The 12,969-nt window shown below is 56.7% G+C and carries 12 protein-coding genes, 2 tRNA genes and 1 rRNA gene; 9 read left to right on the plus strand and 6 right to left on the minus strand.

Going from position 1 to position 12,969, the window contains the following annotated elements:
- From rrf to dkgB, 3 genes are all read left to right on the plus strand, one after another.
- Positions 1–109: ribosomal RNA gene (rrf, locus tag ACJ8PE_RS23490) — 5S ribosomal RNA — on the plus strand; the annotation flags it as partial.
- Between the two features lie 94 nt (positions 110–203).
- Positions 204–280: transfer RNA gene (locus ACJ8PE_RS23495), tRNA-Asp, on the plus strand.
- A gap of 213 nt (positions 281–493) precedes the next feature.
- Positions 494–1,297 carry a 2,5-didehydrogluconate reductase DkgB gene (dkgB, locus tag ACJ8PE_RS23500; RefSeq protein ID WP_197793883.1) on the plus strand — a complete coding sequence of 268 codons (804 nt, stop codon included), beginning with the start codon at positions 494–496 and terminating at the stop codon, positions 1,295–1,297.
- Positions 1,298–1,343: 46 nt separating this feature from the next.
- Here the strand turns inward: dkgB and yafC are convergent, their stop codons facing one another.
- Positions 1,344–2,231 carry a DNA-binding transcriptional regulator YafC gene (gene yafC / locus ACJ8PE_RS23505; RefSeq protein ID WP_004930183.1) on the minus strand — a complete coding sequence of 296 codons (888 nt, stop codon included), beginning with the start codon at positions 2,229–2,231 and terminating at the stop codon, positions 1,344–1,346.
- Between the two features lie 105 nt (positions 2,232–2,336).
- Here yafC and ACJ8PE_RS23510 point away from each other — a divergent pair, with 105 nt between their 5' ends.
- Entirely contained in the window at positions 2,337–3,512 is a 1,176-nt protein-coding gene (locus ACJ8PE_RS23510; protein WP_197793882.1) for an MFS transporter, read from the plus strand.
- A 241-nt stretch (positions 3,513–3,753) separates the two neighbouring features.
- Positions 3,754–4,548 carry an endonuclease/exonuclease/phosphatase family protein gene (locus ACJ8PE_RS23515; protein WP_025160092.1) on the plus strand — a complete coding sequence of 265 codons (795 nt, stop codon included), beginning with the start codon at positions 3,754–3,756 and terminating at the stop codon, positions 4,546–4,548.
- 52 nt (positions 4,549–4,600) lie between these two features.
- On the opposite strand, the gene mltD is transcribed toward ACJ8PE_RS23515, so the two are convergent.
- Both mltD and gloB read right to left on the minus strand, forming a co-directional pair.
- Positions 4,601–5,983, minus strand: a complete 1,383-nt coding sequence (gene mltD / locus ACJ8PE_RS23520; protein WP_033650995.1) for a murein transglycosylase D — start codon at positions 5,981–5,983, stop codon at positions 4,601–4,603.
- A 71-nt stretch (positions 5,984–6,054) separates the two neighbouring features.
- Positions 6,055–6,810 carry a hydroxyacylglutathione hydrolase gene (gene gloB, locus ACJ8PE_RS23525; RefSeq protein ID WP_197793881.1) on the minus strand — a complete coding sequence of 252 codons (756 nt, stop codon included), beginning with the start codon at positions 6,808–6,810 and terminating at the stop codon, positions 6,055–6,057.
- Positions 6,811–6,854: 44 nt separating this feature from the next.
- On the opposite strand from gloB, the gene ACJ8PE_RS23530 reads away from it, so the two are divergent.
- A complete protein-coding gene (locus ACJ8PE_RS23530) occupies positions 6,855–7,574 on the plus strand; it encodes a class I SAM-dependent methyltransferase (RefSeq protein ID WP_197762043.1) in 720 nt (239 codons plus the stop codon).
- Here ACJ8PE_RS23530 and rnhA read toward each other — a convergent pair.
- On the minus strand, positions 7,571–8,038 hold the full coding sequence (gene rnhA / locus ACJ8PE_RS23535; RefSeq protein ID WP_033641944.1) for a ribonuclease HI: 468 nt from the start codon (positions 8,036–8,038) through the stop codon (positions 7,571–7,573). The genes ACJ8PE_RS23530 and rnhA overlap by 4 nt on opposite strands.
- A 72-nt stretch (positions 8,039–8,110) precedes the next feature.
- Between rnhA and dnaQ the strand changes: the two genes are divergently transcribed.
- Both dnaQ and ACJ8PE_RS23545 read left to right on the plus strand, forming a co-directional pair.
- Positions 8,111–8,854 (plus strand): DNA polymerase III subunit epsilon, encoded by a 744-nt coding sequence (gene dnaQ / locus ACJ8PE_RS23540; RefSeq protein WP_033641945.1) that lies wholly within the window; start codon positions 8,111–8,113, stop codon positions 8,852–8,854.
- A gap of 144 nt (positions 8,855–8,998) precedes the next feature.
- Positions 8,999–9,075: transfer RNA gene (locus tag ACJ8PE_RS23545), tRNA-Asp, on the plus strand.
- 105 nt (positions 9,076–9,180) lie between these two features.
- Here the strand turns inward: ACJ8PE_RS23545 and ACJ8PE_RS23550 are convergent.
- Complete coding sequence (locus ACJ8PE_RS23550) at positions 9,181–11,421, minus strand: TonB-dependent siderophore receptor (protein WP_197793880.1); 2,241 nt, start codon at positions 11,419–11,421, stop codon at positions 9,181–9,183.
- A 229-nt stretch (positions 11,422–11,650) separates the two neighbouring features.
- Between ACJ8PE_RS23550 and ACJ8PE_RS23555 the strand changes: the two genes are divergently transcribed.
- Positions 11,651–12,529 carry a siderophore-interacting protein gene (locus ACJ8PE_RS23555; protein ID WP_042783720.1) on the plus strand — a complete coding sequence of 293 codons (879 nt, stop codon included), beginning with the start codon at positions 11,651–11,653 and terminating at the stop codon, positions 12,527–12,529.
- Positions 12,530–12,577: 48 nt separating this feature from the next.
- Here ACJ8PE_RS23555 and hpxZ read toward each other — a convergent pair whose 3' ends face one another.
- Positions 12,578–12,967, minus strand: coding sequence for an oxalurate catabolism protein HpxZ (hpxZ, locus tag ACJ8PE_RS23560; RefSeq protein ID WP_033641948.1), 390 nt, complete (start codon positions 12,965–12,967; stop codon positions 12,578–12,580).
- Positions 12,968–12,969: the final 2 nt, after the last annotated feature.

The following is a 12,969-nucleotide window of genomic DNA, read 5'->3' on the forward strand; positions in this document are numbered from 1 at the left end:
GCAATAGCGCGGTGGTCCCACCTGACCCCATGCCGAACTCAGAAGTGAAACGCCGTAGCGCCGATGGTAGTGTGGGGTCTCCCCATGCGAGAGTAGGACACTGCCAGGCATCAAATAAACGTTATCAGTGTGACGACTGGTAATGCGCAAGTCGCAGAGCGCGATATTGCCGGTATCGAAAGATACAACGTAAAAGAATCGGTGGAGCGGTAGTTCAGTTGGTTAGAATACCTGCCTGTCACGCAGGGGGTCGCGGGTTCGAGCCCCGTCCGTTCCGCCACTTAATTGATAAGCCCTGAGTCTCTGACTCAGGGCTTTTTCATATCTATATTTTGCGCTTTCAAGGCCGGAATTGTCCTTCCTTACAGCCTTATCTCCCGATATTATTGCCTTTAGATCAAAAGTCTTATGCCGAACCAGGCGTTTTTGATCAATAAAAAAGTTGCCATAATCTTCCTCATACCACATTTACCCGTTAATGAGAGAAAACATTATGAGCATCCCTGCGTTTGGTTTAGGTACTTTCCGCCTTCAGGATCAGGTTGTTATCGATTCTGTCAGCACCGCACTTGAGCTGGGCTACCGTACTATCGATACCGCACAGATCTATGAAAACGAAGCGGCTGTTGGCCAGGCTATCGCTGCCAGCGGCGTGAAACGTGAAGATCTGTTCATCACCACCAAGATTTGGATCGCGAACCTGGCGAAAGGCGCGCTGATCCCAAGCCTGCAAGAAAGCCTGAAAAAACTGCAAACGTCCTACGTTGATCTGACGCTGATCCACTGGCCGTCACCCCACGACGAAGTGCCGGTTGCCGAATTTATGGCTGAGCTGCTGGAAGCGAAAAAGCTGGGGCTGACCCGTCAAATTGGCGTATCTAACTTCACCATCGATTTGATGCAGCAAGCGATTGACGCGATTGGCGCCGATGAAATCGCCACCAACCAAATCGAGCTGTCACCGTTCTTGCAGAACCGCAAGGTGGTCGAATTTGCACAGCAGCACGGCATCGCCATCACCTCTTACATGACGTTGGCCTACGGCAAAGCGCTGCAGGATGAAACGATCAAAAGCATCGCTGCTCGTCACAATGCGACCCCAGCACAGGTGGTTCTGGCTTGGGCATTGAAGCTGGGTTATGCGGTGATCCCTTCCTCGACCAAGCGTGAAAATCTGGCGAGCAACCTATTGGCGCAGCAACTGACGCTGACCGACGAAGATATGGCGCAGATCGCCGTACTGGAGTGCAACGGCCGTCTGGTTAGTCCGGAAGGCCTGGCGCCAAACTGGGATTAATCATTCCTCGCCGTAGTCAGCATAAGGCGTCCATCGGGGCGCTTTTTTATCGTTTCAGGTATTCACTCACAAAATCAATAAAGCTGCGCAGACGGTTGCTGACGGCGCTGTCGCTGTAGTAAACCGCGTTGATCGGCATGGCGACCGGCAGTGTCGCTTCCACCAGAATCGGGACCAAATCTCCACGTTTGATATCTTCGTCGCTCATAAAGTCCGACAGGCAGGCGATACCGTTGCCATGCAGACAGAGATGGCGCTGGGTTTCTCCACTATTGGTGGTCAAACCGGGGGTGATTTCCAACTGGCTGCCATCTGAACAAGCCAGTGGCCAGCGGTTCAAGCTGGGCAGGTCGTTGAAACCGATACAGCAGTGATGTGCAAGATCTTCTACCGTTAGAGGCGTGCCGTGCTGAGCCAGATAAGCGGGGGAGGCGAGCACATGTCGGTAGCTGGTCATCAGTTTACGTGCTTTCAGCGTAGAATCGGTCAGCTCGCCTACGCGGATCGCGATATCCACTTTTCGCTCGATCAGATTGATAAAGTTTTCCGAAGACACCAGCGATAACGACATTTCTGGATAACGTTCGCGGAACTCGGCCACTAAAGGCGTCAGCATATGCAGCACCACCGGCGTTGCCGCATCGACGCGCAGCAGCCCTTGCGGGCGCTGGCGGCTTTCCATCAGCGCATTTTCCGCCGCGGCCATGTCGTTCAGTACCTTCTGCACCTGGCGAAAGTAATTCTCTCCTTCCTGAGTCAGGCTGATTTGGCGCGTGGTGCGGTTGAGCAACGTTACGCCCAGTTTGCTTTCCAGTTTTTTCACCGTTCGGCTGACTACGGAGTTCGCTTGTTCCAGGCGTTCGGCCGCCCGGCTGAAGCTGCCGCTTTCTACGACGGTGACAAAGGTGATCAACTCGTCAGAGTTTGCTTTCATTTTTGCTCCGATAGCAAAGTTAATTTGAAATTTTGAGCATTTTTATCATTTAAGCATAGGCCGATAATAGCCGTCATCAACTTGAATGCTATTTCGGAGTAAAAAATGCCACTCGCATTACTTGCCTTAACCATCAGCGCTTTTGCTATCGGCACGACCGAGTTCGTGATTGTCGGGTTGATCCCGACTATCGCGGAGCAGCTTGGGGTGACCGTACCGTCCGCTGGATTGCTGGTGACTATCTATGCCCTCGGCGTGGCCATTGGCGCGCCGGTGCTGACGGCCCTGACCAGCCGCATACCGCGCAAACTGCTGCTGGTTGGCCTGATGGTGCTGTTCACTCTCGGCAACCTGCTGGCCTGGCAGTCACCCAGCTATGAATCGCTGGTAGTGGCTCGGTTGTTGACCGGCCTGGCGCACGGCGTGTTCTTCTCTATCGGCTCCACTATCGCCACTAGCCTGGTGGCAAAAGAGAAGGCGGCCTCCGCCATCGCCATCATGTTTGGTGGCCTGACGGTGGCGCTGGTGACCGGCGTACCGCTGGGGACGTTCATCGGCCAGCAGTTTGGCTGGCGTGAGACCTTCCTGGCCGTTTCTCTGATTGGCGCTGTCGCCACGCTGGCCAGCGTTATTCTGGTACCGAGCAATATCAAGAACCAGGGCTGCGCCGGCGTGCGGGAACAGCTGAAAGTGCTGACTCATCCTCGTCTGCTGCTGATTTACGCGATTACCGCATTGGGATACGGCGGGGTCTTCACGACTTTCACCTTCCTTGCGCCGATGATGCAGGAATTGGCCGGCTTCTCTGCTCCGACCGTGAGCTGGATACTGTTGGCTTATGGCGTCGCGGTGGCGGTGGGTAACATCTGGGGAGGCAAGCTGGCCGATCGTCATGGGGCCGTGCGTGCGTTGAGCTTTATCTTTGCCGCGCTGGCCGTTTTGCTGCTGCTGTTCCAGTTTACCGCCAGTCACAGTATTGCCGCTTTGCTGACGGTGATTGTGATGGGTGTGTTCGCTTTCGGCAACGTGCCGGGGCTGCAGGTGTATGTGGTGCAGAAAGCCGCGCAATACACGCCAAATGCGGTGGATGTGGCGTCCGGTCTCAACATCGCGGCGTTCAACATCGGCATTGCGCTCGGCTCGGTGATAGGCGGCCAGACTGTTGCCTCACTGGGGCTGGCGCAGACCCCCTGGATTGGCGCGCTGATCGTGGTGGTTGCATTGTTGCTGGTTAGCCTCAGTGGCCGCCTGGATAAAAAGTCTCAGCTGCAAACGGCTTAATTCGTAAAACCCTTGCTGCCTGGCCCGCGTTTTGCGGGCCTTTTCGCATTTTTCACCTATTACCCCTCACCTTTACACAGCTATACCGTCAGAAGATTGAAATCGCTGCAGGCGGCCCCTATAACTGAAAAGGTGATGCCCGCAAAAGCCATGCCCTCTATGCAGGGTAGGCGTATAATCAATTCATCGTTGGCGAGTGTTCATCGCCAGTTTTCATGTTAATGGGTAATAGGCGAATCGCGTGCCGAAACGAACTTATGCAATGAGGTATGTTGCAGGTCAGCCAGTTGAGCGAATCTTTCCTGGTGCCGTTAACCAGCCGTTGCCGCCAGGGGCGGCGCTGCCGACGACCGGCGCCTTGCGCGTTATGGTGTGGAATATTTTCAAACAGCAGCGAGCCGACTGGCTTTCGGTGCTGAAAAACCATGGCAAAGACGCGCAGCTGGTATTGTTGCAAGAGGCGCAAACCACGCCAGAGTTGGTGAGCTACGCTACCGCCAACTATCTGGCGGCCGATCAGGTGCCGGCCTTTGTGCTGCCGCAGCACCCTTCCGGCGTGATGACGCTGGCTGCCGCTCATCCTGTTTACTGTTGCCCGCTGCGTGAGCGGGAGCCGCTGCTGCGGCTTTCCAAGTCGGCCCTGATCACCGTTTATCCGCTGTACAACGGCGAACTGTTGATGGTGGTGAACATCCATGCGGTGAACTTTAGCCTGGGTGTCGACGTCTACAGCAAGCAGTTGGGGCCGATAGGCGAACAGATCGCCAGTCACCGGGGGCCGGTGATTATGGCGGGGGATTTCAACGCCTGGAGCCGCAAGCGCATCAATGCACTGTATGACTTTGCCGGAGAGATGGCGCTGCGCGAGGTGAGTTTCACCGACGACCATCGCCGCAAGGCCTTCGGTCGTCCACTGGACTTCGTATTTTACCGCAATCTGGGAGTGGTGGAGGCGTCGGTGCTGGTGACCAGCGCATCGGATCACAACCCGCTGTTGGTGGAGTTTCATCCGGAGAAAGACTCGCCGGTATGGTGAATCGCAGCTAATAAAAAAGCACCCCGAAGGGTGCTTTTTTTGTGCCGAACATTTAAGTATCCGGCGTCATCTTGTTGCCGACAAACAGGGTCAGCTTCAGACCTGGCTGCAGGTTGCCTTTGGCGAGCGTTGAATTCCAACGCATCACGTCGTTAATATCGACGCCGTGACGACGTGCGATACTGGCGAGCGAATCACCTTTACGAACCTGGTAGGTGATACTGCTGTTACTGCCAGTATTGCTGGCCACTTGCAGGGTTTGCCCAACTTTTAAGGCGCTCTTGGCGCGTAAGTTGTTCCAACTCTGCAAATCGCTGGTCTTAACGTTCAGCCGCTTGGCTATGGCCGATAAGGTGTCGCCGGAGCGCACTTTATACGAACTGCCACCGGACAAACCGCTGTTCTTCGCCAACTGCGTCGTTGGCTGAGTCACGGCGATCTGGCCATCGGCCAGCGAGTCTTTCAGCTGATCGGCATGCCCTTTGGGAACCATGATGTAATGGGGCCCGTTGGGTGCCGTAACGCCTTTTTTGTAGCCTGGGTTATACGCTTTCATCTTGGTGACTGAAAGCCCAGCCATCTCAGCCGCCTGAGTCAGCTGGATCTGCTGCCCGACATCGATACGAGCCAGCGCACGGGTTTCATCCGTTTTCGGGAGTTTCACGCCGTACTTCTTGCTGTTCTTGATGATGTCGCTCAGCGCCAGCATTTTCGGGACATAGATTGACGTTTCACGCGGAAGCGACAATGCCCAGAAATTGGTTGGCTTACCCTGGCGTTTGTTTGCCTTCACCGCTTGCATCACGCGGCCTTCACCACTGTTATAGGCGGCTACGGTCAGTAACCAGTCGCCGTTAAACATGCGGTTCAAGCGCTGCATCATGTTAAGCGCAGCGGTTGTCGAGGCGACGACATCGCGTCGACCGTCATACCACTGATTGTTTTTCAAACCATAATTGCGACCCGTTTGCGGCACGATTTGCCATAGCCCTGCGGCGTTGGCACTTGACGTGGCGTGTGGGTCAAAAGCGCTCTCCACTATGGGTAGCAGTACCAGTTCCATCGGCATATTACGTTTCTTAATCTGCCCGACTATCCAGTACATGTACGGCTCTGCCCGTAATGTTACATCGTGGAGATAGCTCTTACTTTTTAAGTACTTTCTTTTCTGATCACGGATCCGGGAATTTTCCGGAACCTCCATCTTCAGCTCGTCGCTAATGAAGTTCCACAGGTCCTGTTGCGCGGCGGGACTGTTGTTATCCAACCACCGCGCCGAGCTCGCTCGGCCATTTCCTGTGTACTCTCCTGCTTCACCATCTTGACCAGCCGAAGACAAACTCTGTGCATGCTGTTCTGGCGCCGGTGCGTCCTGCCTGGACGACTGGCAACCCACTAGCAAGACCGAGGCGAGAAATATCGCTTTAGCCTTCATGTGTGTGTCAATGTAGTTGCTTAAAAGACGAGCAATAATACTTTGCTTCGCCAAATAACACAACTAAAAGCTTAGAAGTTATCTTTCCGCAGGCGTAATTCGGAAAAAACTGAATGAAGGCTTTCTGGTGGTGAATTAAAGCCTAATTTCTTTTGTAAATCAGCGTCATGGCAACGTAAAAACAGGTTAATTTTGCGCTCTAATTGCAACGTGGTCGGCACGCTAGCTTGGCCTTTTGCCCTTAACGCTTCAACATGTTGTTGATATGTTTCAATCTCTCGATCTTCCGGCAAAATAGCCCGCGCAAACTTAAGATTTGAAAGAGTATATTCATGCGCGCAGCAAATTAAGGTGTTATCGGGAAGTTGCGCGAGTTGTTGAAATGAGTCGTACATTTGTTTTGCGGTGCCTTCAAACAGCCTGCCGCAGCCGGCGGAGAAAATGGTGTCGCCGCAGAAAAGATAAGGGGCACTATAGAATGCCACATGGCCCAGCGTATGGCCGGGAACGGTGATAGTCCTGTATTGGCGGCCATCGATATCGAAGGTATCGCCGTCATGGACGATGTGGTTGGCGCCTTTGCCAGCGGTTTCCTGCGGCCCGTAGACCGCCAGGCCCGGGTATTGCGCGACAATCTGCGCCACGCCACCGACGTGATCGTGGTGGTGGTGGGTCAGCAGGATCGCCGACGGCGCCAGCTGCAGGCGCTGCAGCGCCTCGAGCACCGGCCGCGCTTCACCCGGATCGACGATAATGCAGCGCCCCTGCCGGTCATCCAATAACCAAATGTAATTGTCCTGGAAGGCGGGAATGCTGATAAGATTCATGGTGTACCTCTCGTTGGCAACGGCTTGAAAGAAGATAATAAATCATGAAACCAGCCCATACTCTACAAAAGCTCACCGGCCCGCAGTCCTGGGCTGAGCTGCCGTGGGGGGAGTACTATCGTGAAGCGCTCGAGCGGCAGTTGCAACCCTGGTGGCCCAAGCTGTTCGGTTTCCATCTGCTGAAGATGGGTATGCTCAGCGCCGAGCTGGCCACGGATAAATGCGCAATCTCCCACCAGGTCAACGTAGGGCTGGAGGGGGAAGGGCTGCAGGTGATCGCCGACGCCTATCAACTGCCGTTCGCCGCCAAATCGGTGGATGCCTGCCTGTTGGCGCATACGCTGTCCTACGCGGACGATCCGCATCGGATGCTGCGTCAGGTGGATAGGGTGTTGATCGACGACGGCTGGCTGGTTGTCAGCAGCTTCAATCCGTTCAGCCTGCTGGGATTGGGCAAGCTGGTGCCCGGATTGCGTCATCGTCAGCCCTATGTCAGCCGCATGTTTACCCAGATGCGGTTGTTGGATTGGCTCAGCCTGCTGAATTACGAGGTGTTGCACCAGGCGCGTTTTCACGTGCTGCCGTGGCACCGCAAGGGCGGCAAGTTTTTATGCACCCATTTGCCGGCGCTGGGCTGCATGAGCGTGATTGTGGCGCGCAAGCGCACCTTGCCGCTGACGCCCACGCCGATGAAACTGGGGGCGAGAAAGCCGTCTCTCAGCCGCGCGGTGGGCGCGACCAAGAGTTATCGCAAGCTGCCTTAGGCTTCCGGTTGGTAGCCGACGTCATCCTGCGTCGGTTTACCCGCCGCCTCGCGCGCCAGCTCGTCGCAGCGTTCGTTCTCCGGGTGGCCGGCGTGGCCCTTGACCCATTCCCATTTAACGGTGTGTCGCTGAATGGCCTGATCCAGCCGCTGCCACAGATCGACATTCTTGACCGGTTTTTTGTCGGCGGTTTTCCAACCGCGTTTCTTCCAGTTATGGATCCAGCTGGTAATGCCCTGGCGCACGTACTGGCTGTCGGTGCTGAGCGTCACGGCGCAAGGCACCGTCAGCGCTTCCAGCGCCACGATCGCCGCCATCATTTCCATGCGGTTATTGGTGGTCAGACGAAATCCTTCGCTGAAGGTTTTTTCCGTCTGCTTATAGCGCAGTATCGCGCCGTAGCCACCGGGGCCAGGGTTGCCAAGGCAGGAGCCGTCGGTGAAAATTTCTACCTGTTTGAGCATCTCTGGTAGACTCTTCCTATCAGTTTTATAAAAGCCAAGTCTGACATAAACGAGCGCTGTGAGCACTGCAATATGATCTCTACAACCACCAGACAGATTGTCCTCGATACCGAAACCACCGGTATGAACAAGCTTGGGGTGCACTACGAAGGGCACCGCATTATCGAAATCGGTGCGGTGGAAGTGATTAACCGCCGCCTGACCGGGCGCAACTTCCACGTATACATCAAGCCGGATCGGCTGGTGGATCCGGAAGCGTACGGCGTACACGGCATCAGCGACGACTTCCTGGCCGACAAACCGACCTTCGATCAGGTTGCCGACGAATTCCTCGACTTTATCCGCGGCGGCGAGCTGGTGATCCATAACGCGGCGTTCGATATCGGCTTTATGGATCACGAATTCCGCATGCTGCAGCAGGGGATCCCGAAGACCGAGACCTTCTGCACCATTACCGACAGCCTGATGATGGCGCGCCGCCTGTTCCCGGGCAAGCGCAACAACCTCGATGCCTTGTGCAGCCGCTATGAGATAGACAACAGCAAGCGTACGCTGCACGGCGCATTGCTCGATGCCGAGATCCTGGCGGAAGTCTATCTGGCGATGACCGGCGGTCAGACGTCGATAGCGTTCCAAATGGAAGGCGACACCCAGCAAAACGATGCCGCGCAAGAAATACAGCGTATCGTCCGCCCGGCTACGGCGATGAAAGTGGTCTACGCCAGCGACGAAGAAATAAAGGCGCACGAGGCGCGTCTGGATCTGGTGGCGAAGAAGGGTGGCAGCTGCCTGTGGCGCGGGGCGCCGGCGGAATAACGGCGTTTTTGCACGAAAAAAACGCACCGGGCGACCCTTCGTTGAAAAACTGTGCAAACGGTTCATTTGCGGAGAAAAAGGCGTTGACGGAACCGAGAGGCGTCCGTAATATGCGCCTCGTTCCCCCGCAAGAGGGAATGGCGCGGAGCGGTAGTTCAGTTGGTTAGAATACCTGCCTGTCACGCAGGGGGTCGCGGGTTCGAGCCCCGTCCGTTCCGCCACTATTCAGAAGCCCTGAGTTAGCGATAACTCAGGGCTTCGTCGTTTCCGCTCTCGGCAAAACGGTGCGGCCCAGGGAACGGGGCCGGCAGACCGGCCCCTTATCCTCAGAACAACACCGAGTAATTCAAACCGAAGGTGCGTCCGCGGCCTTTATAGCTGTACAGCTCAGGCGAGCCGTAGGTCGGGCTGTACAGGATCGGCGCGCGTTGGCCCCAAACGGTGGTGTACTCCTTGTCCAACAGGTTTTCCACGCTGAAGCTGACTTTCCCCACCGGCAGGGCATAGCTGCCGAGGAAATCAAGGGTGTTGTAGCCATCTATTTTGCGGCCTTGGGTGGAGGTGGCCTTGGTGTAATCGCCGTCGTCCGACACGTCGAAGGTTTGCTGCGACTGCAAGCGCAGATTCCAGTCGCCCGGCGCCCAGCCGACGTAAGCGGTGACTTTCGATGGGCTGGCGGTATCGACCACCAGCTTCTTCCATTCGCCGTTGACCTTGGTTTCAGAACGGATGAAGTTGAAGTTGGTGCCGGCGCTCCAGTCGCTGTCTTCGAAGAAGTAGTCCACCGCACCTTCCAGCCCATAGATGCGCCGCTTGTCCGCATTGACGTTAATGGTCATGTCGGTTTTGTTGATGGCGATGCTCTTGTCGGACAACGAGTAGTAGGCGGCGATTTGCGTGCGCAGGTTATCGCCGGTATAGCGCCAGCCCAGCTCGTAGGCGTTGACCTTGATGCCTTCCAGCTTGGAATCGCCGACGTTGACGCTCTTCAGCAACTGGTAATGGCCGCCGTTCAACGCGTAGGTGCCGTTGCCGTAATACTTGCCCGGATCCGGGATCTCGAAGCCCTGAGAGAAGTTGAACCAGGTTTGCTGACGCTCGGTCAAGTGCGCCAACAGACCGGCGTTGAACAGCGCATTGTTGTAGTCGGTTTTCCCTCCCGGGATGGCGTCGGCGGAGGCGGCGGCGCCGGTGGCGATCGCCTGCTGCTGGTTATAGCCGACGAAGTCGTCGATCTTGTTTTCGGTGTACTGGTAACGCACGCCGCCGCTCAGGGTGAAGATGGGATTGATGTCGTAACTGGCCTGCAGGAACGACGCCAGGTTGCTGGTGGTATAGCTCGGGTAGCGGCCGGTGCCGTAAGCGTTCTCCAGCGTCATGCCGCCGGACTGTTGGGCCTTCGCCAGGTTGAAGAACTGCTGGTTGGCGTTGAAGCTTTCATGCTCGGCGTCGATGCCGTAAGTCAGCGTCAGCGCGTCGACAGGTTTGCTGTTTAACGTCAGTTTGCCGCCGTAAAAATCGGTTTTTTGCTGCGAAGCGCCAATGCTGCTGACGTAATAGTTCGGCGCTTTGCCCGCCAGCGTTGGGAAGGGGTAGAAGGTCAACGTTTCGTCGCGATAGTAGACCTGCGCCACCAGATCCTGGCCGAGGAAATCGGTGTTGGAATATTGCAGGTTGATCAGGTGGCGCTCGGTGCCGGGGATGCGATCGGAGTTTAAGTTACCGCTGTTGTACGCCTTGGCGTTGCCGGTCACCGCCGCGAAGTTTTCCCCCAGAAACAGGCCGTGATCGCCGTCGGACTGGCTTTTGTAGTATTGGGTGGTCAGTTGCAGCTGTTGATGATCGTCGATGTTGAGGGTGCCGGTGCCCATCACATCGAGGCGATTGGAATACTGCAGGCCGGTTTGAGTATTGTCGATCAGCACCTCGTTGCCTTTGCCGTCGTACCAGCCGCCGTAACGCTGGTAAGAAACGGACAGCCGCCCCGAGGCGTTGTCGTTGCCGCCGCTGACCGCCGCCGCTACGTTCTCGTCGTGATCGTTATGGCCGCCGAAACCGGTTTTGCCGCCGACCTGCAATTCGACCTGCTGCTCTTTCTGTCCTTTCTTGGTCACGATATTGATCAGGCCGCCGGTGCTGCCGCCGCCGTACAGTGCGGTCGCGCCGGAAATCACCTCAATATGGTCGATATTGAACGGGTCGATCGAATCCAACTGGCGGCTGTCGCTGCGCGACGAGTTCAGGCGTACGCCGTCGATCATCACCATCATCGAACGGCCGCGCATATTCATGCCATAGTTGGTGCGGCCCTGGCCGCTGACGTCCATGCCGGGGATCAGCTGAGCCAACATGTCCTTGATCTCTTTGCCGCCCTGGACCTGCTGTTCGATCTCCTGACTTTCGATCACCCATGTCGTCTGCGCCATTTCCGCCGCGCTGCGGTGTGAACGGCTGGCGGAGACGACCACCTGCTCTTCGCTGCCGTTTTTCTGATCTTCTGCCCAGGCCGCCGGCGCAAGCAACGCCAGCAGACATGGGTTTAATACCCAAAGAGGTTTGCGTTTCATCGTTATTTCCCAGGTGATATTGTCGTTACGTTGTTTTTTGAGAATGCTTCTTTTATCAATAACGTTTCTTGTTATCAATAAAATCATGATATGATTTTTTGCGATGCATTAACGTAATTAATTAGTTTTATTAACATTTATCCGCTGCGCGATCGCGCGGCCACGCCGCCAACACGGCAGCCGATCGGTCACACGTAAAAGCGACAGCCATTGCCGGGGAGTCGAGAACATGTCCGCCAGCTACAGAATTTTTGATATCACCCTGAAAAGCAAAACGCTGATTTCGCCCTCGCTGCTGCGCTGCGTGTTTGAAGGTGCGGATGTTCATCGCATGAAGCTGGAAGCGCCTGACCAGCGCATCAAACTGCTGTTCCCGGCGGCGGACGGCAAGATCACGCCGTTGGCCAACGGCCCGGACTGGTACGGCGATTACATGGCGCTCCCCAAAGAACAGCGTCCGGTAATGCGCACCTATACGCTGCGTGCGCTGCGCCGCGAGCAGAATCAGATGGACGTCGAGTTCGTGCTGCATGGCGTGAACGGCCCGGCTTCAGCCTGGGCGACCCATGCCGAACCCGGAGACACGATTCAAACGGTCGCCCCCAACGGTGACTTCGACGGCGACAGCGGCGGTTACGAATGGGCGCCGCCGGCGCAGTTGCAACAGGCGTTGCTGATCGCCGATGAGACGGCGGTGCCGGCGGCGATGGCGATTCTGGAACAGCTGGCGCAGCAGGCCAATCCGCCGCGGGTGCAGGCGTTTTTCGAGGTGCCGGTGGCGGCGGATTGCCTGGATTTGGCGCATTTCCCGTTCGCCGACGTTTATTGGCTGCCGCGCGACGTCGGCCGCCAGCTGGCGCACGGCACGCTGCTGGTGGAAGCGGTGCGCCAGCGGGTGGATATCCCCGCATCGGCCTGTGCGCAAGCGCAGTCCCTGGCGGAAAGCAGCCTGAGCGATGAGGTGTTGTGGGAGCGGGCGGCCGGCAGCAACGCTTTCTATGCCTGGGTGGCGGCCGAGTCTTCCGCGGTGAAAACGCTGCGGCGTTACCTGATTGGCGAACGCGATCTGGATCGCTCCACCGTCAACTTCATGGCCTATTGGTGCTGAGTCGGCCGCCGCCGTGCGCCTTCATCATGGGCTCTACCGCCTGGAGGCCTAAGGCGCGTCGAGCAGGCTGACGTGCGCCGCTACGATGCGCCAGCCACAGGGCAGCTTGACCCAGGTTTGCATTTGCCGCCCCCTGCGATTGCTGCCCGGCCGATGAAATTCCGTGCTGGCTACCGCCATATCTTCACCAAAAGTCGTGATTTGGGTGTTTTCCAACAGCCGCTCCAGTCCGTTGGCCGGGCGCCGTTGACGAAAATCGCGGATCTCGTCGATACCGTAGAGGCTTTCGGTGGCGCCATAGCGCACCGTGCGCGCGTCGTGCCAGAACAACTCGTCCAGCACATCGATGTCATTGCTGATTAACGCCTGCTCATAGCGGTAAAAGGCGGCGTTGACCTCCGCCAGCACCGCCGGCCGATCGATATGTTCACTGTTCATTG

Source organism: Serratia sp. CY74737, from assembly GCF_052166775.1.
Classification (GTDB): domain Bacteria; phylum Pseudomonadota; class Gammaproteobacteria; order Enterobacterales; family Enterobacteriaceae; genus Serratia; species Serratia ureilytica.